This is a genomic window from Streptomyces sp. RLB3-17, assembly GCF_007113425.2.
Lineage (GTDB): Bacteria > Actinomycetota > Actinomycetes > Streptomycetales > Streptomycetaceae > Streptomyces > Streptomyces mirabilis_D.
The window spans coordinates 8,482,754-8,508,777 of sequence record NZ_CP041610.2 but is presented as its reverse complement, the minus strand read 5'-3'; the positions used below and the strand labels follow the sequence as shown (position 1 = coordinate 8,508,777).

19 protein-coding genes and 2 pseudogenes are annotated in these 26,024 nt (G+C 72.4%); 8 read left to right on the top strand and 13 right to left on the bottom strand.

All coding sequences use genetic code 11. From position 1 onward, the window contains the following. Positions 1–62 precede the first annotated feature (62 nt). Positions 63–878 (bottom strand): Tat pathway signal sequence domain protein, encoded by an 816-nt coding sequence (locus FNV62_RS38190; protein ID WP_097286645.1) that lies wholly within the window; start codon positions 876–878, stop codon positions 63–65. A gap of 178 nt (positions 879–1,056) precedes the next feature. Between FNV62_RS38190 and glgX the strand changes: the two genes are divergently transcribed. Both glgX and treY read left to right on the top strand, forming a co-directional pair. Then, positions 1,057–3,165 carry a glycogen debranching protein GlgX gene (gene glgX / locus FNV62_RS38185; RefSeq protein ID WP_060898367.1) on the top strand — a complete coding sequence of 703 codons (2,109 nt, stop codon included), beginning with the start codon at positions 1,057–1,059 and terminating at the stop codon, positions 3,163–3,165. A gap of 60 nt (positions 3,166–3,225) precedes the next feature. Next, on the top strand, positions 3,226–5,631 hold the full coding sequence (gene treY, locus FNV62_RS38180; RefSeq protein ID WP_144315849.1) for a malto-oligosyltrehalose synthase: 2,406 nt from the start codon (positions 3,226–3,228) through the stop codon (positions 5,629–5,631). Here the strand turns inward: treY and FNV62_RS38175 are convergent. Continuing rightward, the gene (locus tag FNV62_RS38175) at positions 5,528–6,847 is read right to left on the bottom strand and encodes a cytochrome P450 (protein ID WP_225900506.1); all 1,320 of its coding nucleotides are present in this window, start codon (positions 6,845–6,847) and stop codon (positions 5,528–5,530) included. The genes treY and FNV62_RS38175 overlap by 104 nt on opposite strands. A 405-nt stretch (positions 6,848–7,252) precedes the next feature. Here FNV62_RS38175 and FNV62_RS38165 point away from each other — a divergent pair, with 405 nt between their 5' ends. Beyond that, positions 7,253–8,503 (top strand): M14 family zinc carboxypeptidase, encoded by a 1,251-nt coding sequence (locus FNV62_RS38165; RefSeq protein WP_097286643.1) that lies wholly within the window; start codon positions 7,253–7,255, stop codon positions 8,501–8,503. Between the two features lie 150 nt (positions 8,504–8,653). Here the strand turns inward: FNV62_RS38165 and FNV62_RS38160 are convergent, their stop codons facing one another. The 3 genes from FNV62_RS38160 to FNV62_RS38150 all read right to left on the bottom strand — a co-directional run bounded on the left by FNV62_RS38160 (position 8,654) and on the right by FNV62_RS38150 (position 11,136). Beyond that, positions 8,654–9,070, bottom strand: a complete 417-nt coding sequence (locus FNV62_RS38160; RefSeq protein WP_143609442.1) for an SSI family serine proteinase inhibitor — start codon at positions 9,068–9,070, stop codon at positions 8,654–8,656. Beyond that, positions 9,067–10,434, bottom strand: coding sequence for a M14 family zinc carboxypeptidase (locus FNV62_RS38155; RefSeq protein WP_143656071.1), 1,368 nt, complete (start codon positions 10,432–10,434; stop codon positions 9,067–9,069). Before FNV62_RS38155 ends, FNV62_RS38160 begins: the two co-directional genes overlap by 4 nt. Positions 10,435–10,584: 150 nt before the next feature. Beyond that, a complete protein-coding gene (locus tag FNV62_RS38150) occupies positions 10,585–11,136 on the bottom strand; it encodes a DUF1707 and FHA domain-containing protein (RefSeq protein ID WP_054236796.1) in 552 nt (183 codons plus the stop codon). Positions 11,137–11,426: 290 nt separating this feature from the next. On the opposite strand from FNV62_RS38150, the gene treZ reads away from it, so the two are divergent. Beyond that, on the top strand, positions 11,427–13,172 hold the full coding sequence (gene treZ / locus FNV62_RS38145; RefSeq protein ID WP_143656070.1) for a malto-oligosyltrehalose trehalohydrolase: 1,746 nt from the start codon (positions 11,427–11,429) through the stop codon (positions 13,170–13,172). Positions 13,173–13,199: 27 nt separating this feature from the next. On the opposite strand, the gene FNV62_RS38140 is transcribed toward treZ, so the two are convergent. Both FNV62_RS38140 and FNV62_RS38135 read right to left on the bottom strand, forming a co-directional pair. Beyond that, entirely contained in the window at positions 13,200–14,129 is a 930-nt protein-coding gene (locus FNV62_RS38140) for an aminoglycoside phosphotransferase family protein (protein WP_097286639.1), read from the bottom strand. Positions 14,130–14,196: 67 nt separating this feature from the next. Beyond that, entirely contained in the window at positions 14,197–15,336 is a 1,140-nt protein-coding gene (locus FNV62_RS38135; protein ID WP_143656068.1) for an aminopeptidase P family protein, read from the bottom strand. A 193-nt stretch (positions 15,337–15,529) separates the two neighbouring features. On the opposite strand from FNV62_RS38135, the gene FNV62_RS38130 reads away from it, so the two are divergent. After that, the gene (locus FNV62_RS38130) at positions 15,530–16,282 is read left to right on the top strand and encodes a metallophosphoesterase (protein ID WP_144315848.1); all 753 of its coding nucleotides are present in this window, start codon (positions 15,530–15,532) and stop codon (positions 16,280–16,282) included. Positions 16,283–16,296: 14 nt separating this feature from the next. Here FNV62_RS38130 and FNV62_RS38125 read toward each other — a convergent pair whose 3' ends face one another. Beyond that, positions 16,297–16,935, bottom strand: a complete 639-nt coding sequence (locus FNV62_RS38125) for a PDZ domain-containing protein (RefSeq protein ID WP_143656067.1) — start codon at positions 16,933–16,935, stop codon at positions 16,297–16,299. Between the two features lie 92 nt (positions 16,936–17,027). After that, positions 17,028–17,894 (bottom strand): LysR family transcriptional regulator, encoded by an 867-nt coding sequence (locus tag FNV62_RS38120; RefSeq protein ID WP_143656066.1) that lies wholly within the window; start codon positions 17,892–17,894, stop codon positions 17,028–17,030. 41 nt (positions 17,895–17,935) lie between these two features. On the opposite strand from FNV62_RS38120, the pseudogene FNV62_RS38115 reads away from it, so the two are divergent. Then, positions 17,936–18,301 (top strand): annotated as a pseudogene (locus FNV62_RS38115) (hypothetical protein); the annotation flags it as partial. A 43-nt stretch (positions 18,302–18,344) separates the two neighbouring features. Further along, positions 18,345–19,988 carry a hypothetical protein gene (locus FNV62_RS38110; RefSeq protein WP_205522301.1) on the top strand — a complete coding sequence of 548 codons (1,644 nt, stop codon included), beginning with the start codon at positions 18,345–18,347 and terminating at the stop codon, positions 19,986–19,988. Here FNV62_RS38110 and cyc2 read toward each other — a convergent pair. From cyc2 to FNV62_RS38095, 3 genes and pseudogenes are all read right to left on the bottom strand, one after another. After that, a complete protein-coding gene (cyc2, locus tag FNV62_RS38105; protein WP_225900505.1) occupies positions 19,948–22,293 on the bottom strand; it encodes a germacradienol/geosmin synthase Cyc2 in 2,346 nt (781 codons plus the stop codon). The two genes, FNV62_RS38110 and cyc2, sit on opposite strands and share 41 nt — an antisense overlap. Before the next feature lie 149 nt (positions 22,294–22,442). Beyond that, the gene (locus tag FNV62_RS38100; RefSeq protein WP_143656065.1) at positions 22,443–23,609 is read right to left on the bottom strand and encodes a damage-control phosphatase ARMT1 family protein; all 1,167 of its coding nucleotides are present in this window, start codon (positions 23,607–23,609) and stop codon (positions 22,443–22,445) included. Between the two features lie 77 nt (positions 23,610–23,686). After that, positions 23,687–23,881 (bottom strand): annotated as a pseudogene (locus tag FNV62_RS38095) (proprotein convertase P-domain-containing protein); the annotation flags it as partial. A gap of 238 nt (positions 23,882–24,119) precedes the next feature. On the opposite strand from FNV62_RS38095, the gene FNV62_RS38090 reads away from it, so the two are divergent. After that, complete coding sequence (locus FNV62_RS38090) at positions 24,120–25,064, top strand: lytic polysaccharide monooxygenase (RefSeq protein ID WP_097286633.1); 945 nt, start codon at positions 24,120–24,122, stop codon at positions 25,062–25,064. A gap of 18 nt (positions 25,065–25,082) precedes the next feature. Here FNV62_RS38090 and FNV62_RS38085 read toward each other — a convergent pair whose 3' ends face one another. After that, positions 25,083–25,733, bottom strand: a complete 651-nt coding sequence (locus FNV62_RS38085) for a hypothetical protein (RefSeq protein WP_054236785.1) — start codon at positions 25,731–25,733, stop codon at positions 25,083–25,085. Positions 25,734–26,024: the final 291 nt, after the last annotated feature.

Genomic DNA, 26,024 nt, shown 5'->3' with positions numbered 1-26,024 from the left:
AGGAGATGGGTTGGAAAAGCGAACGGAGGCGGCTCAGCCGCCGGGAGCGCGTCGGTCGCGACTCAGCCGAGCTTGCCGACCTTGCGAGCGCTCAGATCGATCACCAGTTGACGGGCATCGATCCAGGACCCGTTCAGGACCTTCGGGAACAGCCTCACGCAGCGGTGCTCGCCGCACTTCGCGAGGAGAGCGGGCTGGGCGCCGGAGGTCGCCCGGTAGACCATGCTGTTCAGCGTCAGCTGGTCGGGCGAGGTGAGTTCCTTGCCGGTGGCGTCCTTGTAGTCGGCCCGCAGGCCCGCGCCGAGCGGGTCGGCGATCAGCAGTTTCGCGGCCTCGACCATCTCGTCGCGGCTGATGGGCGGCTGGACACCGTGCTGGGTGTCCGTCCGCTCGACCTTCCCGCTGCCGAGGTTGACCGTCTTGGTGACGAGCGTGTCGTCCTTGTAGTCGTAGAACGTGACGTCGGCGCGGCGCGGCGCGTTCGGGTCGTCGAGTTCGTTCTCCTCCGGGTCGGCGAGGTCGACACTGATGCGCTGCGGGCCGCGCTGCCCCTCGACGTTCTCGCCGGAGGTCAGCAACTGCCGGTTCAGCGCGATCTGTTCGACCCGCTTGGTCTCGTCGTCGGTCAGCGGGTCACGGCCGGTGCCCTTGTCGCCCTCGGCCGGGGCCCGCTCGACGACACCGGGCTCGACGGCCGTCTGCCCCTGACCCTGGCCCGCCTGCTGTGCGGCCTGGCTGCCGCCGCGCAGGCCGCCCGAACTCTCATCGGCCCCCGCCGAGCCCGGAAGGGTGATCCCGACCATCACGGCCGTCCCGGCCACCGCGACGGCCGCACCCGCCACCACCTTTCCCAGATGGCGGTGCACTATCTTGCGCACATTTCCCCCTACTCCCTCTGTTTCTCCAGGAGTGATCTGAGCCCCACTGGTTCGGCATACGACGTATGCCTGGTCAGCGGGTAAGAGGGACATAAGACATAGGAGGTTCCCTCAGTTTCGGGGAGACTCGACTCCGAGTTGCCCCCAGGGGCGCGGCACTACTGGAAGAGTCGTATCCATGCAGGTCTGGCCTGGAGAGGCATATCCACTCGGTGCCACGTACGACGGCGCCGGTACCAATTTCGCGGTCTTCTCGGAGGCCGCCGACCGGATCGAGCTGTGTCTGCTGCAGGACGACGGCTCGGAGACGGCGGTCGAACTGCGCGAGAGCGACGCGTTCGTGCGCCACGCGTATCTGCCGGGGATCATGCCCGGGCAGCGGTACGGGTTCCGGGTGCACGGACGGTACGCGCCCGAGCGCGGACAGCGCGTCAACTCCGCGAAGCTGCTACTGGATCCGTACGCGCGTGCGATCAGTGGCTCGATCAAATGGGGCGAGGAGGTGTACAGCTATCCGTTCGGGGCGCCCGACAAGCGCAACGACCTGGACTCGGCGCCGCACACCATGACCTCGGTCGTGGTCAACCCCTACTTCGACTGGGGCGACGACCGGCGCCCGCGCACCGAGTACCACCACACGGTGATCTACGAGGCCCATGTGAAGGGCCTGACGATGCAGCATCCGGCGCTGCCCGAGGAACTGCGCGGCACCTACGCGGCGCTCGCCCACCCGGCGATCATCGAACACCTGACGGAGCTGGGTGTCACGGCGCTGGAGCTGATGCCCGTACACCAGTTCGTGAACGACCACCGACTGGTGGAGATGGGCCTCAACAACTACTGGGGCTACAACACGATCGGCTTCTTCGCCCCGCACAACACCTACGCGTCCTGGGGCGACCGCGGCCAGCAGGTCCTGGAGTTCAAGTCCGCGGTCCGAGCGCTGCACGAGGCCGGGATCGAGGTCATCCTGGACGTGGTCTACAACCACACCGCCGAGGGCAACCATCTGGGCCCGACCCTGTCCTTCAGGGGCCTCGACAACGCCTCGTACTACCGCCTCGCGGACGATCCCCGCTACTACATGGACACCACGGGGACCGGCAACTCGCTCCTCATGCGCTCCCCGCACGTGCTCCAGCTGATCATGGACTCGCTGCGCTACTGGGTCACCGAGATGCACGTCGACGGCTTCCGCTTCGACCTCGCGGCCACGCTGGCCCGCCAGTTCCACGAGGTGGACCGGCTGTCGTCGTTCTTCGATCTGGTCCAGCAGGATCCGGTGGTCTCCCAGGTGAAGCTGATCGCCGAGCCCTGGGACGTCGGCGAGGGCGGCTACCAGGTGGGCAACTTCCCGCCCCTGTGGACCGAGTGGAACGGCAAGTACCGCGACACCGTACGGGACCTGTGGCGCGGCGAGCCGCGCACGCTGGCCGAGTTCGCCTCCCGGCTGACCGGCTCCTCCGACCTCTATCAGGACGACGGCCGCCGTCCGCTCGCCTCCATCAACTTCGTCACCTGCCACGACGGGTTCACGCTCAACGACCTCGTCTCCTACAACAACAAGCACAACCAGGCCAACGGCGAGGACAACCGCGACGGCGAGAGCCACAACCGGTCCTGGAACTGCGGCGCCGAGGGCGACACCGACGACGCGGCCGTACTCGCGCTGCGGGCCCGTCAGAAGCGCAACTTCATCGCGACGCTGATGCTCTCCCAGGGCGTGCCGATGCTCAGCCACGGCGACGAGTTCGCGCGCACCCAGAACGGCAACAACAACGCCTACTGCCAGGACAGCGAGCTGGCCTGGGTGCCGTGGCCCGAGAACGACGGCGAGCTGCTGGACTTCACGCGCGCGATGGTGTGGCTGCGCCGCGACCACCCGGTCTTCCGGCGGCGCCGGTTCTTCCACGGCCGCCCCGTCCAGGGCACCCACGACGAGCTGTCCGACATCGCGTGGTTCACCCCGGCGGGCACCGAGATGACCCAGCGCGACTGGGGGTCCACGCAGGCGCAGGCGCTGTCGGTCTTCCTCAACGGCAACGCGATCTCCGAGCCGGGCCCGCGCGGTGAGCACATCGCCGACGACTCCTTCCTGCTGATGTTCAACGCCTCGCCCAAGCCCCTGGAGTTCGTGGTTCCGGTCAACCACGGACGGCAGTGGCAGGTGGTCGTCGACACGGCCCTCCCGGACGGGGTGGCGGCGGGCACGGGCGCGAAGGTCCAGGCCGGCGACCGGCTGACCCTGCTCGACCGGAGCCTGACCGTGCTGCAACGGCCCGCGTAGCCGGTCATTCGGACGTACGTCGATGACACGAAAGAGGACGAGGCGGGTACGTAGGTTTCCATGACACCTGAGCGTCCCGAACGGGAGACCCCTGCCCCGGTGGTACCCGCCGCGCCCACCGCCACCTACCGGCTGCAGTTGCAGCCGGAGTTCCCCTTCGGGGCCGCCGAGGCCGCCGTGCCGTACCTGGCCTCGCTCGGCGTCTCCCATCTGCACCTGTCCCCCGTCCTGGAGTCGGTCCCCGGCTCGACGCACGGCTACGACGTGGTGGACCACGCGCGTGTACGGGGTGAACTGGGCGGCGAGGAGGGGCTGCGCGCCCTCGCCCGCACGGCACGGGAACACGGGCTCGGCCTCGTCGTGGACATCGTGCCGAACCACATGGCGATGGCCCCCCGCCACAACCACGCCCTGTGGGAGGTACTGCGCGAGGGCCCCGAGTCGCCGTACGCGCGCTGGTTCGACATCGACTGGGACGCCGGGGACGGCCGGCTGCTGCTGCCGGTGCTCGGGGGCCGGCTCGGCGTGGAAATCGACCACCTGAAGGTGGACGGCGACGTACTGCGCTACTACGACCACATGTTTCCGCTGCGCGAGGGCACCGCGGGGCTGCCGCTGCCGGAGCTCCTCGACGCCCAGTGGTACCGCCCGGCCTGGTGGCGACTGGCCCGCACCGACCTCAACTACCGCCGCTTCTTCAGCATTTCGGAGCTCATCGGCGTGCGCGTCGAGGACCCGGAGGTGTTCACGGCGACCCACGCGAAGATCCTGGAGCTGCTCGACGAGGGAGTGGTCGAGGGACTGCGCATCGACCACCCGGACGGCCTGGCGGACCCGGACGCCTATCTGCGCCGCCTCCACGAGGCGACCGGCGGGCGCTGGACGGTGGTCGAGAAGATCCTCGCGGACGGCGAGCCGCTGCCCGCCGCCTGGCCCGTCGCGGGCACCACGGGCTACGACGCCCTGCGGCACGTCGACGGCCTCTTCACGGACCCGGCGGGCGCGGGGGAACTCCTCGGCCAGTACCGGCGGTTCGCGGCCCCCCAGGCCGATCGGGGCGGCAGCTGGGAGGCGACGGTGCGCCGGGCGGCGTACAAGGTGATCACGCACGAGCTGGCCACGGAGTTCGACCGCCTCACGCGCGTGGCGAGCCGGCTGTGCGCCGACTCCCCCGACCCGGAACCGCGCGACCACGCCCCGTGGGCCCTGGGCACCGCGCTGCGGGAGCTCCTGGTGCGCGTCGAGGTGTACCGGCCGTATCCGTCCACGGACGCCTCCCTCGTCGTGACGGAGGAGGCCGCCGAAGAGGCCCGGGCGGTCTTCACGGTGCCGGAGGAGGCGCACGCCGTGGACGTCGTGCGGGACCTGCTGCTCGGGCGGGCCGGTGACGGACCCGAGCACGCGGAGTTCCGGGCCCGGTTCGCGCAGACCTCGTCCGCGCTGCGGGCGAAGTCCGTGGAGGACACCGCGTTCTACCGCTATGTGCCCCTGCTGTCGGCCAACGAGGTGGGCGGCAACCCGGGTGCTCCGGCCGTGTCCCCGGAGGACTTCCACGCCTACTGCGCGCGCGTGCAGCGCGACTGGCCCGCCACCGGCACCGCCCTGTCCACGCACGACACCAAACGCAGCGCCGACGTCCGCGCCGCCCTCTCGGTGCTCACCCAGTGCCCCGAGCGGTGGGCGGACGCGCTGGCCGAGGTGACCCGCGAGGGGACGACGGGCGTACCCGACCCGCAGACGGCGTGGGCCGCGTGGCAGACGGTGTTCGGGCTGGGTCCGGCCGACGCGCAACGCGTCCAGGGGGCACTGCTCAAGCACGTCCGGGAAGCAGGGCTGCACACCTCCTGGACCGAGCAGAACCCCGCGTACGAGGAGTCGGTGGCGTCCTTCGTCGCGGCGGGCCCCTGCGGGCCGCCCGGGCGGCACGTGGCCGGCTTCCGGACCTCGCTCGCCCCGCACGTCCGGGCGAACGTCCTGGGGGCCGCTCTGGTCCAGCTGACGATGCCCGGGGTGCCCGACGTCTACCAGGGCACCGAGGGCGAGTACCTGGCACTGGTGGACCCTGACAACCGGGAGCCGTTCGCCCCCCCGGAGCAGGCTTCGGCGAAGGCCGCGCTCACCACGGCGGCGCTGCGGCTGCGCGGGCGGCGCCCCGAGGTCTTCGGCGACGCGGCGACGTACGTGCCGCTGGCGGCGGAGGGGCCGGGCGCCGCGCACTGCACGGCGTTCGTCCGCTCCGGGGAGGTGATTGCCGCCGTCACCCGGCTTTCGCTGCGCCTGGCGGAGGCGGGCGGCTGGCGCGACACCCGGCTCGCGCTCCCGGAGGGGCGGTGGGCGGACGTGCTCGACCCGGAGCGGGAATTCACGGGGCACACACGTGTGGCGGAGCTTTTCGAACCGTCGCCGGTGGTCCTTCTGGAGCGGGTCGGCGCAGACGGACCAGCAGGCTCCGGGGAGAGCGGCTGATCAGGCCCTCCGCGACGGGACGGAAGCCCGGGGACCTGCGCAGCTCCGGGAGGGCGGCGAACAGGGCGCGCAGGCCGTGTTCCGCGGTGAGCCGGGCGAGCAGCGCGCCCGGGCAGAAGTGCCGTCCGGAACCGTACGCGAGCTGCCCGGGATCGGGCCGGAAGACGTCGTAGCGGTCCGGGTCGGCGAACCGGGCCGGGTCGCGGCCCGCGGCGCCCAGCAGACACGCCACGGTGGCGCCCACGGGTACCGCGCCGACCGGCTCGACGGCCCGGCGCAGCACGATGTGCAGCGGGGGATCGCGGCGCAGCGACTCGGCCCAGGCCCCGGCCGTCAGCTCGGGGCGGGCGCGGACCAGCGCCAGCTGTCCGGGGTGGTCGAGGAGGTTGGCGAGGAACGACGCCAGCGCGTGCGCGGTCGCCTCGCCGCCCGCGCCGAGGAGCGTCCCGGCGATCCCCGCCACCGCCTCGTCGGACAGCGGGCGCCCGTCCGCCCGCGCCGTGCACAGCGCGGAGAGCAGATCGTCGCCCGGGTGGGCGCGCCGACGGGCGATGTACGGGAGCAGGAAGACGTCGAGCTCGGGATGGTGGCCGCCGAGGTGGTCGAGGCCCGTGCGGCACCAGGCGTGCACGCGCGCGGTGTCCTCGTACGGCAGCCCGAGCGCGGCGACGGCCGCCGCGGTGGGCAGCCAGTGGCAGAACTCGGCGACGAGGTCGGCCTCCTGGCGGTCGGCGAGGCGGCGGGCGAGGACGTACGCCGTCCGTTCGACCCCGGCGGTCAGCGCGGTCAGGGCGTGCCCGCGGAACGCCGGTGAGACGAGCGCCCGGTGCGCGCTGTGCGTGCCGCCCTCCAGGTGGGCCAGGGTGCGTCCGGGCGGCGCGGCGACGAGCCGGGGGTCGGCGAGGGCGGCGCGTACGTCGGCGTACCGGCTGACCAACCACGCGCCGAACGGCCGGTCGTACACGAGCGGGAACTTCTGGCGCAGGGTGCGGTACAGGGGGTACGGGTCGCGTTCGATGCCGGGGGTGAGCAGGCTCGGGGGGTCGGGCAGCCGTCGTACGACGGGCGGTCGTGTCGAGGTCGCGAGCGGCGTGGCGGGGGCGACGGGGGCGACGGGGGCGACGGGGGCGACGGGGGCGACGGGGGCGACGGGGGCGACCGTAGCGGTGGGCGCGATCGAAGCGCCTTCTGCGGGAAGGCCATGAGGACACAACACCGCGGGCCTCCCACCTCGGGTCTGCGCGCCGAGGAGCGGCACGTGGTTGTTCCCAGCGGACCACCGCGGCCCCCGGACCGCAGTCCTCGTACGCCCGGACGGGTGACGCCGAGGCTCGCCCCTCGGACCGGCTCGCGACCGCGCACGCTCCCAGGGCTCGCACCGGACGGAGGGACGGTGTGTGGGGTGGGCGACGACGAGCGGGCCGCGCCGGGACTCCCGAGGTCGGCCCCGGCCCTCGGACCTGCACGAGCGGCGCCGCGTACGCCCCTTCCGGCGCCGCCCGCCCGTCCTGGCGGAGATCAATGCCACCTGGCGCTCCGGAGCGCCGCCGCGCCGTCTCCTTGACAGTTCCCCCAGACCGTGGAGTACTGCGGAAAGCGACGCAGGGCGGACAAGTCGGGGGTGAGTCTCCTGCCGGAGTTGCGCTACCCCAGTGTGACCGAAATCGTCTCGTCCGCTCGGACGTTGGCGGCTCACCGTCCCGGGCTGTGCGCCCTCAGACAGATCGGCGTCTCGCGCGCGGGCAGACCCCTCCATCTGCTGTCCGTCGGTCACGCCGAGCGCGCGGTCCTCGTCGTGGCGGGCGCCCACGCGAACGAGCCGACCGGCGGCTCGACGCTCCAGGCCCTGGCCGAACGTGTACTGCACGAGCGGGAGTTGCGGGCCGACACCTCCTGGCACTTCCTCCTGTGCGCGGACCCGGACGGCGCGAGCCTCCATGTGACACCGGCCCCGCGCACGCTGTTCGACTACCACCTCGGGTTCTTCCGTCCGGCCGGCCCCGAGCAGCCCGAGTGGTCGCCCTCCGTCCTGCCGCCCGACCGGCTGCCCCCGGAGACCCGCGCCCTCACCCGGGTCATCGACGAGCTGCGGCCCTACCTCCAGGTGACCCTGCACGGCACCGATCTCGGCGGCAGCTGGGTGCAGCTGACCAAGGACATCCCGGGCCTCGCCGAACCCTTCGCCAAGTCCGCGGCGGAACTGCACATCCCCGTGGAGACGGGCGCCTCCGACGCCGCCGGCTGGCCCGCTTCCGGACCCGGGGTGCATGTGATGCCGGCGCCGGGCTCGAACGCCGCGTACCCGAGCATGCCCGACGACGCCCGGCACAGCACCTGGTATCACACCCACCGGTACGGCGGTCTGACCGCGGTCGTCGAGGTGCCGATGTGGGCCAGCGACCTCGTGGACGACCCGGCGCCTCATCCCGCACCGGATGCGGCGCTGCGACGCCTGGCACACCGGCTGCTGCGCGACGCGCTCCAGGTGCAGACGGTGCTCACGGAGGTCCTGCCCAGACTCCCCGGCCCCGACGGGCCCCTCCTGCGCGCCGCGAAGTGGGCGCTGGAGCTGGTGCCGGGCCTCGCCCACGACTGGGTGCGGACGCCGCCCGCCGATTCGACGATGGCGTACGTCGGCAGTGTCGACGCGTTCGGGCGCCGGCTCCCCTTGCGGGCCGCCGCGATGCTGCTGCGGGTCCTCCAGGAGGCCGACGACCGCGCGGCACCGCGCCTCGAGCGCCTGGTCGCCGCGTGGAGCGACGCCTTCGCCGAACGCTTCCGGGCCCGCTGGGTTCCCCTGGAACACCAGGTCGAGCACCAGTCCCGCACGGTGGTCGCGGCGGCGCGGCATGCGCGGGACGGCGCGGCCTGACGTCTGACAGACGACAGACGACAGACGACAGATAACGAATGACGGATCCCGCCTGACAGATCGCGTTTGACGGATCGCAACTGACGGATGACAGATTTCAGATGACGGCTTTCAGATGACAGATATCGTCATCTGTCATCCGACGTCACCTCAGCCCGACCACGCAAACACCGCCCCCGTCCCAGCCCCCATCACACACGAGTTCGAGAATGTGTGCGAGTACGTCACCTGCCGCCCCTCCCACTCCCCGCGCGCGGAGGCGGTGACCGGGCCGTAGATCATCGAGCAGATGGTGTCGGGCCTGGGCGGGATCCGGGAGATGTCTCCCCCGGCGGTGGCGAGTTCGGCGCAGGCCTCGGCCGCGCGAGCGTGGCCCTGGGGCGGGTCGCAGAGCAGGAGCGTGCCGCGGATGCTGCTGGCGTGGGCGTCACCGGTGGTGAGGGTGAGGTAGAGCCAGTTGCCGGGGATCGCCTGGTGGGACGTCGCCTGGGCCGGGGTCGCGCCCAGGGTGAGCAGGGCGACGGTCGCGAGGAGGGCGTTGCGTACCACGTGGATGTTTCTCGTCATTCCCGGTGCATCGGCAGCGCGGCCTGCGCGCCCCACCCCGTCTCACCCGAATGGGAGCGCACGGGCGCGTACCGCCCGGCGAGTTCGAACGCGGCGATCACCACGCGCGCCTGGTACTCGACCTGGCGGGCGACCGGGATCCAGCGCGCCCCGCAGCCCTCGCGGTAGTCGGCGCACCATGCGTCGATCAGCCGGTCGAGCTCCGGCAGCGCCCCGCTCTGGTCGCGCCCGGAGCCGGTCACGAGCTGGTGCAGCAGCCCGGCCGTGCGCAGGGCGACCCGGCGTCCGGCGAGGCGCAGGGCGGTCAGGCGGGCCGTGTCGAGCGGTGGCAGGGGGCGCGCCCTGGCGTCGTGCACGTCGGGGTCCCAGGAGTCGGCGAGGCCCGGGCCGACGAGTAAATAGTCGTCGACGGGTGCGAGGAGGCAGGCCGTGTCCGGGGAGGTGTCGAGGCCGGGCCGGATCCGCCCGAGGATGCCTTCCAGGAGCCGTGTGTCGTGGCGCAGCGTGTGACTGACGGAGCGCAGCACGGCGTCGGCGTCGGTGGGCCGGGTGGCGTCCTCCACGGCCGCCACGCCCCACATGGGGGCCTCGACGACGGCGGTGACGGTGCCGTAGCGGTGCGGGTGGAACCAGGTGGACTCGACGGCGGCCTCGGTGATGGCGGCGGCCAGGTCGCCGGGGTGCGGCGGCGGGATGCGGTAGACGGCGGGGCCGAGCCTCGGCCAGTACAGGGTGTCGTAGGGCCCGAGTTCGCGCGGGATGCCGAGGCGGGCCGCGGTGTGGGCGACGCGCTGGGCGAGGCCGGGCAGTTCGCGGGTCAGTTCGACGAAGGCGCCGCCGACGTCGACGCCGTGCAGGGAGCACTGGAAGACCGGCCGCAGTTCGTCCTGGAGGTCGAGGAGGGCGCGGGTCTCGGGGAGGGTGACGCCCGCCGCGCCCTTTGGCAGCCACTCGGGCTGTTCGAGGAAGCCGGGGCGAAAGAAGTTCCGGAAGTAGTGGCCGAGGGTGTACGGGCCGGACAGCCAGGCCTCGTTGCGGCGGGCACCGTCGGGGTCGAGGCAGAGCAGCAGGTTCCAGGTGGCGTCGGCGCCCTCGCGGAGCCGGGGGTCGGCGAGCACCCGTTCGGCCAGGCGCAGGGCCGTGGCACCACCCACGGGTTCGTTGGCGTGGGGTCCGGCGACGACGAGGACCTGGCGGCCGCCGTGTCCGACGGACAGCAGCCACAGCGGGGTGCCCGCCCGTGACGTGCCCACGCGGCGCAGTCGGGCGTCGCGCGGCCGACGGGCGACGAGCGCGGCCGCACGGGCGCCCAGCTCGTCCACGGTCGGGTAGCGGAGGAGTGGCGGCAGGGCACACCTCCACAAATGTGGTGCCGTCGATTCACCTGATGTACATGGTGTACGCACAGTCAGTCACGGCTGTGGAGGTACGTCAACACCGTCGAACGTAAGGGAATTTAAGGAAATCGCTGAGTGAAACCGAGGCCAAGGCTCACGCGGGCGCGGGTCGGTCGCTCAGGAGGAGGAGAGGCGGAAGGACATGCGTCCGAAGCTGATCTGGTCGCCCTCTTTGACGACGGCGGCGCTGATCACCCGCCGTCCGTTGACGGTCGTCCCGTTGGTCGAGCCGAGGTCGCGCAGCACCCACAGGCCGCCCTGGCGGCTCAGTTCGGCGTGGACGCGGGAGACCGTCTCGTGGTTGAGCCGCAGTCCGCTCGCGGGGTCGCGGCCGATCCGCAGGGGGTAGTTGTTGCCCGGGTGGGGCAGTAGCAGTTTGGGGAGCCGCTCGGCCTGCCAGGCCCTGCGCAGCCGTACGGTGAAGCCGGAGATCGCCTCGACGGTGCCGAACACCAGTTTCGACCAGCGTCCCTCGGTGGGCAGGTCGGCGATGAGCACGGCGAGTTCGTCGGAGCGGCGGGCGGCGAGCGCCAGTTCCATCCGGCGGACGAACGTGTCGTGCGAGAGGCGCCCGAGGGCGACGCCGTCACTGAGCGCCTTCAGCGCCCGGTCGCGCTCCGCGTCGGACAGCCGCGCGGGGTACGTGTGGAACTCGAAAGACGACGTCACGGAGGTGATTGTCGGTCAGTAGGAGCGGGGTGTCCAGAAGACCCGGAAAAGGCCGCTGCCGCCGACAGGTGGGTTCCACGCGTCCATCACGTGGCAAACACACGGCAAAAGGGTGGATTCGAAAGCGAATTGATCTCGTGTGAAGCACCATGGACGTGCTACGTCACCACATGTTGCGTCACTCACGTCGCGCTCTGTCACGAAGAGCGGACAACGGACAACCGGCAACGGACAGCGGACAGCGGACAGCGGACAGCGGACAACAGAGAGCGGACAAGGGGGAACCGTCTGTGCGGTTCGAGGTGTGGGCACCGGAGGCCGACCGGATGACGCTCCACTGCGCGGGCGCCACGCACGCGCTGGAGCGCGATCCGGAGCGCGCCGGATGGTGGGCGGGCGACGCGGACGCGCGGGACGGCACGCGGTACGGCTTCGCGGTGGACGACGGCCCCGTGCTGCCCGATCCTCGTTCGCGGCGGCAGCCGGACGGCCCGGACGGACTGAGCGCGGTGGTCGACCAGGCCCGGTACGCGTGGCGCACGGAGTGGGCGGGGCGCCCGCTGCCGGGCGCGGTCCTCTACGAGCTGCACGTGGGGACGTACACCCCCGAAGGAACGCTCGACGCGGCCGCCGGACGGCTGGAGCACCTCGCGGAACTGGGCGTCACCCACATCGAGTTGATGCCGCTGTGTCCGTTCCCCGGGCGGCACGGCTGGGGGTACGAGGGGGTCTCCCTGTGGGCCGTGCACGAGCCCTACGGGGGCCCGGAGGCGCTGAAGCGTTTTGTCGACCGGGCGCACGAACTCGGCCTGGGTGTGGTCCTCGACGTCGTGCACAACCACCTCGGCCCGTCCGGGAACCACCTCCCCGCGTTCGGGCCGTACTTCACGGACACCCATCAGACGCCCTGGGGCTCCGCGGTGAACCTGGACGCACCGGGTTCGGACGAGGTGCGCGCGTATCTCGTCGACAGCGCCCTGGCCTGGCTGCGGGACTTCCGGCTGGACGGGCTGCGACTGGACGCGGTGCACGCGTTGCGGGACACCCGCGCGATGCACTTCCTGGAGGAGTTGTCGACGGCCGTGGACGCCCTCGCCGACGACCTGGGCCGGCCTCTGTTCCTGATCGCGGAGTCGGATCTGAACGACCCGCGGCTCGTCACCGCGCGCGCGGAGGGCGGTCTGGGACTGCACGCGCAGTGGAACGACGACTTCCACCACGCGCTGCACACCGCGCTGACCGGTGAGGGGCAGGCCTACTACGCGGACTTCGCGCGGTCCCCGTTCGCGGCGCTCGCGAAGACGCTGACGTCCGGCTTCTTCCACGACGGTACGTACTCGAGCTTCCGCGGACGCCGCCACGGCCGCCCCCTGGAGCGTACGCGCGTCTCGGCTCACCGGCTGCTCGGCTACTCCCAGACCCACGACCAGATCGGCAACCGTGCCCAGGGGGACCGGCTGTCCGCGTCCCTCTCCCCCGGCCTGCTGGCCTGTGCGGCCGCGCTGACGCTCACCGGGCCCTTCACCCCGATGCTGTTCATGGGCGAGGAGTGGGCGGCCGGCACCCCGTGGCAGTTCTTCACCGACCACACCGATCCCGAGCTCGCACAGGCCGTACGGCGGGGCAGGCGGCGGGAGTTCGCGGCCCACGGCTGGGCAGAGGAGGACGTCCCCGACCCGCAGGACCCGGCGACCCGCGACCGCTCCTGCCTGGACTGGTCGGAACCCGAAAAGGCACTCCACGCGCGTGTGCTGGCCTGGTACCGCGACCTGATCGCCCTGCGCCGGCATCAGCCCGACCTCGCGGACCCCGATCTCGCCGCCGTCAAGGTCGCCTACGACGACCAGGCCCGCTGGCTGGCCCTGCGGCGCGGGGACGTACGGGTGGCGGTGAACCTCGGCAAGGAGGCCGCCGCGATCCCGCTGGGGCTGCGCCACGCGCGCGTGCTGGCCGCGTGGGAACCGGTCGAGGCGCCGGACGCGAACGGGGTGTTGAGCGTGCCCGGCGAGTCGTGTGTGGTGCTGACGCAGGCGTGAGCGCCTGGCGCCTTCGCGCGGTCTGGCTCAGCCGTCGCCCGGCAGTTCCGTGACCCGTTCGAGGAGGATCGGCTCCCAGGCGCGTCCCAGTTGGGTCCGCAGCAGCGGGAGCGGGCCTTCGCCGCGGCCCCGCAGGCGCTCGGCGAGGCGGATCACCGTGTCGCAGCGGGACAGCCACAGGCCGCGCAGACAGGGGCGGGCCCCGTAGTCGGCGAGGGTGGCGGCGCGTACGGCGGCGGGGGCTCCGACGGCGATCGCGAGCCCGGCGATGTCCTCGGCGGGGTCCCCGAGGACCGCGTCGGCCCAGCCGAGGACGCCGCGCACCCGCCCGTCGGCGCTCACCACCAGGTGTTCGCCCTTGAGGTCGTGGTGGACGAGGACGGCGGCCGCGGTCTGCGCGGCCAGCTGGCCGGCGGCGGGCTGGGTGAGCTGGGCGAGGCGTCCGGGGTCGAACTCGTCGGCGGCTGCGAGCCCCTCGGCGGCCCGCTCCGCGGCCGTCCGCAGCTCCTCCAGGGAGCGGGGCGCGGCCCGTGGCACGCCGAGCGCCTCGGCCTGCCGTACGGGCACCTCGCGCAGCCCCGTGAGCAGTCCCGCGAGGTCCGCCTCCCCGACCGCGGAGACGTCCTGCGCCTCGCCCGAGCGGCCGGGAAGCCGGGTGTCCAGGGTGTAGGTCAGGCCGCCCGCCCAGTCGCCGTGCGCGACGCTGGTCGGCACCGCGACCCCGACGAGCGGGCGGACCAGGTCGCGCAGCCGCAGCTCGCGCCGCCGGCGCACGGCGGTCTCGCGGTCCGGGGCGAGCCGCAGCACATGGCGGGTGCCGACCCACCAGGTGGAGTGTTCACCGCCCTCGGTGACGGGCCGGACGTCGGGTCCCGCGCCCGCCACCTGACTGTCGGCGAGCAGCGAACGGACCAGTCGGCGGACGGTGTCCGCGCTCGGTGTCGGTGCCTGGGTCATGGTCGCGCCGTTGCCGTCGGGGGCCTTGGACTGCCGGGAGGCCCTGGGGAGTACTCCTGGTGACCGGTCAGTCGACGATCGCCATCTCGCGGGACGTGGTGTTGAGGCGCCATCCGCCCTCCTCGGTCACCGTGACGATGTCCTCGATGCGTACCCCGAAGCGGCCGGGCAGATAGATGCCGGGCTCCACGGAGAAGCACATCCCGGGCACGAGGGGCAGTTCCTCGCCCTCGATCATGTACGGCGGTTCGTGGGTGGTGACGCCGATGCCGTGTCCGGTGCGGTGGATGAAGAACTCGCCGTATCCCGCCTCGGTGATGACGGCGCGGGCGGCCCGGTCGACGTCCTGGCAGGCGGCCCCCGGCCGGACCGCCGCGACGCCCGCCTCCTGGGCGGCGCGCACGACGTCGTGCACCCGGCGCTCCTCGAGGTCCGGCTCGCCGACGTGGACCGTGCGGGAGGTGTCGGAGCCGTAGCCGTGCTTGAGACCGCCGAAGTCGAGGACGACCATGTCGCCGCGCTCGATGACGCGCTCGCCCGCCTCGTGGTGCGGGTTGGCGCCGTTCGGGCCCGAGGCGACGATGGTGAAGTCGACCTGGGAGTGGCCGAAATGCCGCAGCAGCTCGGCGAGGTCGGCGGCGACGTCCGCCTCCCTGCGCCCCGCGAAGGGCACCTTCCGGATCTCCTCGTACGCGGCGTCCGCGGCCGCCCCGGCCTCCGCCAACCGCGCCACCTCGGCCGCGTCCTTGACCGCCCGCAGCATCGGCAGGGCTTCGGTGAGTGCCACGTACCGCGTGTCCGGCAGCCGCCGCTGGAGGCCGAGCAGATGCAGGGCCCAGGAGTTGTCGCTGACGCCGAAGCGGCCCGCGCTCCCGACCAGGGACGCGGCCGCCTCGTACGGGTCCTTGCCGTCGGTCCAGTCGCGCAGGGTCAGCATGGGGGCCGCCGCTGCCGCGTCCGGGGCCTCCAGGGTCGGCACGACGAGCACGGGGTCCTGCCCGGCCCTGAGCACCAGCAGGGTGAGGCGTTCGGTCTCCACGGGCCGGTAGCCGGTCAGCCACACCAGATCGGGCCCGGGGGCGATCAGGACGCCGTCGAGTCCCGCGTTCACGGCGGCCTCGGTCGCGCGCCGCATACGGGCCCCGTAGTCACCGGCGGTGAAGGGCGCGGGGTCACCGGCGGTGAAGGGCGCGGGCGTGCCGGTCATCCATGCCTCCGTCTGTCCGGAGTTTCCCCAGGGGCTACGGGCAGCATCCTGCCCGTTCGCCGTTGCGGACGCGAGCCGGTTGCGGCCGTGGCGTCGATCCGAGAGCTCAACTAACGGTTGATCGTTGCCAGTCCATTAGCGCTAATGGTTTGATGCGGATGTTCCATTAACTTCCAGGGGGAGGCCTCAGGCCATGCTCGTACTGGCACACATCAGCGATCTGCATCTCGACGGCACCCGGCGCGCGACGGAGCGGGCCGAGCGGGTGCGGGAGCGGCTGTGGGAGCTGCCGGGGCGGGTGGACGCCCTGCTGGTGACCGGCGACATCGCGGACCACGGCGCGGAGGCGGAGTACGAGGAGGCGGCCCGTCTGCTCGGGCTGCGCGACGGGGAGCCCCCCTTCCCCGTACTCACCTGCCCGGGCAACCACGACAGCCGAGCGCCCTACCGCAAGGCCCTGCTCGGGCAGCCCGCGTCCGAGGGGCCGGTCAACAGCGTCCACGTCTTCGACGACGCCGCCGTCCTGATGTGCGACTCCAGCATCCCGGGCCAGGACGAAGGAGAGCTGGACGAGGAGACATACGCGTGGATCGGGACGACGCTCGACGAACTCGACGGCACCGTCCCGGCGTTGCTCGCCTTCCACCATCCGCCGGTGGCACTGCACCATCCCCTCCCGGACGCCTACCAACTGCGCCGGCCGGCTTCCCTGGCCGCGCTGTTGGAGCGCAGGCCCGAGGTCGTCGGGCTGATCACCGGGCACGCGCACACGCCCGCCGCGACCGCCTTCGCCGGGCGGCCGCTCGTCGTCGGTCCCGGGGTGACCTGGACGTTGCGGCTGCCCTGGGAGGGCGAGGGGGCCGCCGACCGGGACGCACCCCCTGGCTTCGCGTTTCATGTACTGGCCGACGACGGGCGGCTGACCAGCCACTTCAGGACCGCCTGACCGACTCGTCGGCGTCAGGTCACGATGCGCGGGACCGTGGACAGTTGCTGCTGGTTGCCGTTCGCGTGGCGCACGTCGAGCGTGACCGTCGTCCCGGGGTCCGCGGTCGAGACCGCCCGCGCGAGGTCGGCGGCCGAGCCGAGCCGGGCCCCGGCGAAGGCGATCAGGGTGTCACCGCGGACCAGGCCCGCGGTGTAGCCGGAGCCCGGGACGTGCACACCGACGACGAGCGCGCCCCCGCCGTGGGGGGCGTCGACCGCCTCGATGCCGAGCGTGGCCTTCCCGGGCGCGGGCTCCGGTGCCGTCGAAGTGACCGGACTCCCGCCGCCGGGCGCCGACTTGGTGCCACCGACCTGCGGCGCGCCGGATGCCTGCCCGGGCCCGGACGGCCGGCCGGACGGCCCCTGCGCCGCCCCCGCCCGCTTCTGGAGGTCCGCCAGCCTGCTCATACCGATCACCGTGGCGCCCACGGTCCCGAGTCCGACGCCCGACAGGACCAGCACGGTCGCGACGAGGAGACCGAAGAACAGCGACATCAGCCGCCTGCCACGCCGTCGCGCGGCGTGCGGGCGCTTGGTGGTGCCGGTCGAACTCCGGTCACCACCCGGATCCTGACCGGGCATCGGCTTGGGACGCAGTGCGGCCTGTTCCATGGATCGCCTCCTGCAGATGCTCTACGGACCGCCCCCGGCTCTTGCTCTACCCCGCGCTCCGGCGCACGACGATTCACGAACGAGTGAGACTGTCAAACACGTTCGAGAAGTTTGTCCACCAAGGCCGCGGCGGCTCCGCGCGGAGACCCGCTGTGCACCAGTTCCGTACGGTGCACCAGGCGCGGCGCCACGAGCGGCGCGGCCACCGCCCCGGGGACGCCGGTGGCCGCGGCCCGCGGCAGCAGCGTGAGACCGTGCCCGGCGGCGGCCAGGGCGGCGAGGGTGAGCACGTCGGTGCCCTCGTACCGCAGGGCCGGGCGGAAGCCCCCGCTGCCGTTCGCCCGGCGGAGGTGGGCCAGGGGCAGTCCCGCGTCGGGGGCGTCCAGCCAGCGGGCGTCGACGAGATCGGCGAGGCGCAGCCCGTCGCACCGGGCGAGCGGATGAGTCTCGGGCAGCAGCACGCAGACGGGTTCCTCGCCGACGCCGTACGTGGTCAGCGGGGCCACGTCGGGATGCCGCAAGGGGTCGTTGGGCGCCGTGAGTCCGTCCACCAGACCCAGCTCCGCCCCGCCCTGCGCGACGGCGGCGGGGATCTCCTCGCGGGCCAGCACCCGCAGGGTCACCCCGGCGGCGGGCAGCGCCGCGAGCGTGCGCGAACCGAGCGCCGTCGGTGTCGCCGCGAGCGTCAGCCCGTGCTCGGGCGCGCCCACCATCCGTACGACGTCCGCGCGGGCCGCGTCCAGGCGCAGCAGCAGCGGCCCGGCGTGTTCGAGGAGCCGTTCGCCCGCCGCCGTCGGTGCCACGGGGCGCCGGGTCAGCAGCGGCGCGCCGAGGTCCTGCTCCAGCGCGGCGATGTGCTGGGACACCGCGGACTGGGTGTAGCCGAGTTCCCGTGCGGCCTCCGAGAAGGAGGCGACACGGGCCACGGTGACGTAGGTGCGCAGGAGATGCGGATCCATGCGCTCCAGGATCCCGTACTGATGCTGTATGCCACCAGCACCTCCTGGGCCACGAGGCCGCCGTCACCATCGAACCGGGTTCGCTCGCCCAGTCCGTGATGGGCGCCGAGCGGACGGTCGAACGCTATTTCTGCGCGTACGGCCCCACTCGCCACCTCGACACCCTGCGCGCCCACGGCCTGCGCTTCAGCGGCCACGACGAGGACGGAAACGTACGGATCGTCGAACTCCCGGGCCACCCCTTCTTCCTGGGCACCCTCTTCCAGCCGGAGCAGTACGGGGACGGCTCACGCCCGCACCCGATCGTGCGGGCGCTGGCGCGAGCCGCGGTGGCACACGCGGCCGTCGGGGAACTCCGGGAACTCGGCGGGGCCGACGAGGTCGGCGGACGGCGTCAGCCCGTGTGACGGACGGAGCCGTTTGTCAGTGCCGGCTGTTACGTTCGGCGGCATGAGCGATCACGCCCTGCGGCTGCTCCGGAAGCAGCCTCACCTGGCCGAACTGGCCGCGTTCCCCTTCAACTTCGACCTGACCCGGGCCGACCACGGCGAGGCCGTCCGGCTCGCCTCGGGCGGTCCGCTGGAGGCGGTGGCGGGGGACGACACGGGCGGCACGTATTTCGTGTGCGGGGACGGCTCCGTGCTGTACGCGGACTCCGAGGGCTCCGCCGGAATCATCGGCAACAGCGTCGACGAGGCGCTGGAGGTGCTGGTCGGGCTGCCCGGCTGGCACGACTATCTGGGGCTCGCGCCGGCCGACGGCGAGGAGAAGATCCGCGCGGCGGTCGCCGAGACGGAGGAGGAGATCCGGGAGTACCACGGGATCGACGACGAGCGGACCGAGCTGCGGGCCGGTCTCGGCCTGCCCGAGCGCTCACCCGTCGAGCTCATCGGCCTGCTGCACGCGGCCCTGCTGCGCACCGAGCCCGACTTCCTCCTTCTGAACGCGGAGGAGGGCGGCGCGCACGACCTCCTCGACCGCCACCCCCGTCCCCCGCTGTGGGAGACGGTCCTCGCGCGGGGCCGCACCGACCTCACGCTGCTGCGCGAGGGCTCGGCGTGGGACGAGGTGGCCGGGGACCGGGCGCGCCGGGCGCTCGCGCTGCGCGCCGCCCAGTTCGACCGGCGCGAGGGCGATCTGCCGCTGCTGCGGCATCTGCTGAGGCACGAGGCCGAGGCGTCGATGACCGACGAACTGCGGCTCGCCGCCGTCCTGGTGGGCCTGCACGGCTGCGCGGAGGATCTGCCGCTGCTGTACGAGGTCCGTGAGACGGACTTCGACACCTGGTGCGGACTCGGCGGGATGCCCGAGCCGGACGCCGATCCGGCCGAGCTGCGGAGCTGGGCGCGCGACCTGGACGACTCGCTCTTCGGTACCGACCCCACCGACGAACCGCTGTTCACCTGGACCGGCCTCGCCCACGAACAGGGTCTGGTCGAGCTCGCCCGCGCCGCGCTGATCCGGCGGTTGGACGACATCGACTTCCGGGCGTACTGCGACGCGCGCGACGGCAAGGCCACGGACCGCCGCGATGCCTCCCAACTGGGCTCACTCGTCCACGAGTTCGAGCAGTTGGGCGACACCTTTCAGGCGCTGCGCGCCCAGCGGCTGTACGTACCCCTGCAGACCAGTGCCTGGGACCGCGTCTCGGCCCTCCTCAGGCTCGCCCGGCTGGAGCGGGAGGAGGGCCGGTTCGGCGCGGCGATACGCACGTTGGCCTCGCTGCGGGACACTCTCGCCGAGCCGGACGGCGGCGCCGACGTCGGCGGCGGGAGCGGGAGCGGGAGCGACAAATCGTTGGGGCACTGGCAGCGCACCAACCTGGGCGCGTACATCGTCGAGGAGCACTACGCGGTCGCCCGGACCGCGGCCACCGACACGGCGCTCGCCGACGAGGTCCGGGCCGTCACCGTGGCCGCCGGGGAGCTCCTGGCGAGACTCTCCGGGACGGCCAGGGCGAACGTGGAGCGGCACCTCGCCAGGACGACCGACACCCATACGGACAGCCGTACAGACATCCACACGGACACCGGTGCGAACCCCGATGCCGGCGTCAGTGCGGAGCCGACGCCGCCTCAGCCTTCGGCAGGCTGAACTCCGCGGCGGCTCCCACCCCCTTCGGCAGGGTGAACGACGAGGCGGCGCCCGCCACGGTCCTGGGAGTGAGGTCCGGCGGGGATTCCGTCTCCGCCATGCCCTGGGGACTGAGCGCCGGGACCGGCACCGGCACGGTCCCGGCCCCCGTCCCGGGGAACGGGACCGTGGGGGCCCGGTCCGGCAGGAAGCCGTGGGCGCGGCGGGCCAGGTCCTCGGCGCCGTAACGGTGGCAGTCCTGGTGCCACTTCAGGATTCCGGACAGCCAGTTCTCGAGTTGCACCACATAGCCGTCCATGATGCCGCGCACTTCCGGCGAGAGCTTGAAGTCCTCGTACAAGACGGGCAGTTCATGGGCGGCGACGTGCTGGAACTGCTGCATGCGCTGGGTCATCAGGTCGTGGACGACGCCGAGGCCGGTCGGGTAGTCGCAGCCGAAGAAGTTCTGCACGACGAGGATGGCGTTGTGGACCTCGCCCTCGTACTCGATCTCCTTCTGGTACGAGAAGACGTCGTTGATCAGCATCGCGTAGTCGATGGCGGCGTTCTCCAACGACCGGACGGGACCGCTCAGGTACACCTCGGGCGGGACCTTGGGGCCGTGGCCCAGGCGGCACAGGTTCAGGGTGAGGTCGGAGCCGAAGGTGGCGCGGCGCATCTCCAGGTAGTCGACCGGGTCGGGGATGCGGTGCTGGAGCTGGTTCGACAGCTCCCACACCCAGCTCTCCGTCATCTTGTCCACGTCACCGCGCAGCTTGCGCCGCTCGTCCGGGGTCATCTTCGCCGCCGTGCGCTCCCACAGGTCGAGGAGGCCGTGCTCCATGGCGTTGGCCGGGACCGGGGTCGGCTCGCCGTCGATGGGCATGCAGGCCGAGAGGCGTGCGGTGGTGGTCCTGGCCGCCGCCAGGTCGCGGCGGTGTCCGAAGACCAGCGGGTAGTAGTCGTCGCCGTACGTCCCCCAGGCCAGCCACTGCGAGCCGAGGTCGAGGGCCTCCTCGGTCGCGTCCGGATGGATGCCCGCGGCGCACAGCGGAAGGTCGTACGCGTCCAGCTTGTCCTCGTCCCAGACGCCCTCCTGAAGCATGCCCTTCTCGTACATCCAGCCGGTGAGGCGGTCGCGGGCGCCGTCCAGGTGGGGGCTGAGGGTCGGCTCGAAGGGCATGTAGAAGTCGGGGAGCAGGGACGGGCCGACCTTCTGGTACGGGACGTGGGTGTACCTGCGCAGCCGCTGTGCCCCGGCCGCGGAGAGCAGGGCGCCGACATCGACGGCCGCGGTGCCGAACCCGGCGCTGCCGAGCGGCCGGCTGCCCTCCACCGCCGCCTCGTTCATGTAGCGGCTGGAGCGCAGGTGCCACTCGTGACCGCCCGACTGCCAGTCCTGGAGCCCCTGGGTGTACGCGGCGACGGCGGCGACCTGGTCCGGGGTGAGCCCGTTCTCCGCGGCGATTGCGGGCACTTCGGTGAGGGCCGTGTGTTCGAACTGGTGCAGGCGTGAGGTGAGGATGTCGTTGACGGTCTCGGCGGCCTCCTGGGTGGTGCAGCCGAAGAAGGTCTCCAGGACGAGGATGCCGTTGCTGAGCTCGCCCTCCTCCTCGACCTCGCGCTGGTAGGAGAACAGGTCGTTGCGCAGATGGACCCCGTCGGAGAACGTCTCCATCAGCACGCGCAGCGGGCGCGTCCCCGCGACGGAGGCGGGCACCTCGGCCGTCGCGTACTCCACGAGCCCCGCCGACCAGGGGGCGCCGCCCACCTTGCGGCGCATCTCGATGTACTCGACGGGGTTGGCGATCCGTCCCTCGTTGATGTTGGAGAGCTCCCACATCGACTCGTTGAGCAGGTGCTCCGTGGACACCGCGAACCGCCCGCGCCAGTCCACCGACATCGCGGGCACCGTGCGGGCCCAGAGGTCGGCGAGCCCCGCCTCGACCGGGTTCTCCGGCTCCGGTACGGGGGTCGAGAGGTCCAGCGGCATGAAGAGGGGCAGCCGGTCCAGGTAGGCCTTGCCGCCGTCGCGGTCCTGGGTGCGTTTGAAGGTCTCCAGGAAGTGGTCGTCGAAGAAGAACACCCACACGTACCAGTCGGTGATGAGCGAGAGTGCCGGGCCGTCGCAGTCGGGGTGGGTGTACGCACAGAGCAGCCCGTAGTCGTGCGCGTCGAGGTCGGACTGTTCCCAGATGCCGGAGCCCTCCAACATGCCCATCCCACGGGCCCATTCGACCGTGTGGGCGCGCGCCTCGTCGAGGTGCGGGTTCAGCCGCGCGGGATACGGCATGTAGAAGTGCGGGAGTTCGAACGGCTGCGTCATGGCCGGGCCCTACCCAGGGCCCTCCGGAGGCATCCACCGGGCGGGACATGATCACACCATCGCGTGAATTTACCCCTTTTCGAGGCAAGTGACGTGCACGGCGGCGCCCACAAGGTGATCGCGCCGCACGACTGGTGGCCGCTTGGCCCTCAGGCCCGCACCTGGATCAGGGCGTGTGTGCCGCTCGTGCGCCAGCGTCCGCCCTCGGCCGCGTCGAGGGCGGCCTCCGTACGGGCGTCCAGGCCCACGATCACATCCGACTTGAGGGTGCGCAGGGCGGCGACCGGGCCCGGGAAGTACGCGGTGGGCTCCGCGAAGGGGGTGGTGGCGGGGTAGCGCCGGTCGCCGACCAGGCGTCGGTAGTTCAGGTCGCCCTTCATGAGGGTCACGTCGGCCTCGGCGAACTCACGGCGCAGGTCGTCGGGCATGTCGGCGTACGGCAGCGGGGCACAGGAGAAGGGGTGGGCCCGGACGGTGAGGCGACCGTCGGTCATGGCCGCCCAAAGCCGGAGGCCGGACTCGGCCGCCGCCCCCTTCGCGCCGGTGAGGTGACGCAGGGCGTCGACCACGTCGGCGGTCGTGGCGTCCGAGACGTAGTACGGGTACGGCTTCACGTGCAGGAGCGCCCGCCCGACGCGGCGGTGGTGGAGCAGATGGTCGATCAGGAGCAGATCGGGGATGAGTTCCCGGCCGGAGTTGTCCGCGACCAGGCAGAGGGTGCCGCCCGCGAACAGGGAGCGCAGCGACTCACCTTCGTTGGCGACCAGTTCGGCGACGATGTCCGATTCCCCGTCCGCGGCGGCGAGACGGAAGCCGAGGTCCGCGCGGTTGCCCCACAGCGAGCCGTGCAGCAGCGCCTCCTCCCGCTCCTCGACCGGCCGCTCGGCGAGCGGGTCGAGCGCGGCGAGCTCCTCGTCCGCCTCCGGGGCGCTGAGCTCCGCGAGCTTGAGGGGGCGGAAGGGGTCGATGCCCTTCCAGGGTCCGGGGGTGAAGTAGCCGACGGCTTCGAGGAGTTGACGGTAGAAGTAGCTCTCGGACCAGAGGAAGGGAACGTCGAACCATGAGCGCCCGGCGTACTCCTCGCCGCCCCAGCGCTCCCACTGCTCGCGGTCCGCCGCCCGCTCGCCGAGCGGTTCGATGACGCCCTCGGTGGCGTTCTTCAGCAGGGCGTCGAGCGCGCGGTGCTGCTCGGGGCCGTAGGGGAAGGCGTCCCGGACCTTCCGGACGAGGGCCGGATGCCGCTCGGCCAGCACGCTCCAGGGGAACGAGCCCGGCTCGTCGCTGAGGATCACGGGCGCGTCGGCGGGTTCAGACATGTGGCTCACGGTACCGGCCGAGCCGAAAGGGGCGGCCCGCGCCGCGCGTGGGCCGCCCCTCCCCCCGTGGGCCGCGCTCAGAGGGTCAGTTTCCAGCTGTTGAGCTTGCCGGTGTCCGACGCGGCCACGTCCTGGACGCGGAGTTTCCATGTGCCGTTCGCGGTCCCACTGGACGCGTCGACCGTGTAGGTGGTGTTGACGTTGTCCGCGGAGTCCGAGGTGCTGGAGGACTTCAGGCGGTACGTCGAGCCGTCCGGGGCGACCAGGTCGATCGGGTCGGCTGTGCCCGAACGATAGGCAAAGCCCAGGTAACACGGATACAGGGGAAACCCTCGATCTGGCCGGTAACCGCCCCTCAAGGGCCCCCGTTGGCCGGGAGTGCCCTGTTTCACCTGGCTCGCGCATCTGAACGCACGGCCCTGTGCCCCCGTACTTCACGGTGCGGCCACGCCTGCGCGCGATGCCGTACGGCCGCACCCGCCGACCCCACCCCGCGAGGAGACCCACCGGATGACCGCACACCGCACCGCCACCGCGGCCGCTGTCGCCGTGGCGGCCCCGCTGCTTCTTCTGACGTGGGCCGCCGGTCCGGCCCAGGCGCACGGCGCGCCGACGGATCCGGTCAGCCGGGTGGTGGCCTGTTCGCCGGAGGGCGGCAGCAACACCGGTACGGCGGCCTGCAGGGCGGCGATCGCGGCGAACGGCGCGCCCTTCACCGCCTGGGACAACCTCCGGGTCGCCGGTGTGGGCGGCAGGGACCGTCAGGTGATCCCGGACGGGCAGCTGTGCAGCGGGGGGCTGCCCGCCTACAAGGGGCTGAACCTGGCCCGCGCCGACTGGCCCTCCACGCGGATGACGCCGGGCGCGACCTTCACGCTCTCCTACAGTTCGACGATTCCGCACACGGGGACCTTCAAGCTGTATCTGTCCAAGCCCGGGTACGACCCGACCAAGCCTCTCAAGTGGTCCGATCTGCCGACGAAACCGTTCGCCACCGCCACCGATCCGGCGCTGGTGAACGGCGCCTACCGGATCAAGGCCACGCTGCCCTCCGACCGGACCGGCCGGCAGATGCTGTACACGATCTGGCAGAACACGAGTACGAGCGACACGTACTACTCATGCTCGGACGTGGTCTTCCCGACCGCGAGCGGCGGTGGGGCCGCCGCGCCGACGACCTCGTCCCCCGCGCGTACGACACCCACGGCGAACCGGACGGCTCAGCGGAGCCAGGAACCGACCGCGACCACGGCCACCCCCGGCGACCGGTCGCCGTCGCCCGCCCCGGAGACCACCGCGGCGACGACGGAGGTGACCGCGCCCGACCATCTCGCGCCGGCCGCGGACAGCTCGTCCGGCGGCAGCAACACGCTCCCCCTCGTCGCCGGGGCGGGGGGAGCGGTCGCGTTCCTGCTCACCGCGGGCGTCGCCATCACGCTGCGACGCCGTCGGTGACCGGTCGTCCGGGTCGGGTCAGTTGACGGTGACCGCCGGGCTGCCCGACTGGGTGGTGTCGGAGACGGGCGCGTACTTCGCGGTGAAGTAGCCGCTGCTGAAGCAGAGCGACGAGCCCGAGGACTTCGCGAACGCTTGGTTGGTGAAGGTGATGCTGTTGTCGGTGTTGCTCGCCGTGCCGGTCAGGCTGGGCGCCTGGTAGACGCAGTTGATGCTGCCGAGCAGGGTGCGCAGCACGACGGTGGTCTGGATGGTGGAGCCGGCGGCCGGGGTCACGGTGACCGTGCCGCCGGAGGCGACCGTGGTGGTGTACGGGAGGTTGTTGACCGTGACGCTGGTGACGCCGAGCACGCCGAGGACGTTGCTGGTGCAACTGCCGAAGGTGTGGGCGCTGAGCGACTCGGTGGCGGTGCCGGGGGCCGTCGGGTTGTCGGTGACGGAGGCGGTGAAGGTCGACGCGGCACAGGAGACACCGCTCGTGCCGGTCGCGCTGGAGTAGAGCGTGGCGGCGGTGCCGCTCGCCAGTGAGGCGGTGAGGACGTCGCCGGTGGCGACGGCGGCTCCGCCGGCGGTGAGCACGGGGGTGTCGTCCGCGGAGGCGGGGGCGATCGCGGAGACCGAGAGCGCGGCGGCGGTACCGAGGAGGGCGAGCAGGGATCGAGTGCGCATGGGGGTGCCTCTTTCTCAGACGGGGGTGCGGGTGGGTACGAGGCCGTCGCGGACATGCCGTCACGGCGGACCGCTGCCGGTCCGTGACGCCTTCTCCTTACGTCACGGACCGGCAGCGGAAGCCGGGCGACCGGACACGGCTCAGGGGGGAAAGTGCCGTGCCGGTGCCGCGGGGGGAGGTGGTTTCGGCGTTGGAGCGCACCGCACGTTCAGACATGCCACGGCCACCCCGCGAGGAGCGGGGGGTCCAGGAGGTGGCGTACGTGCCGCGCATCGGATCCGGCGCCACGG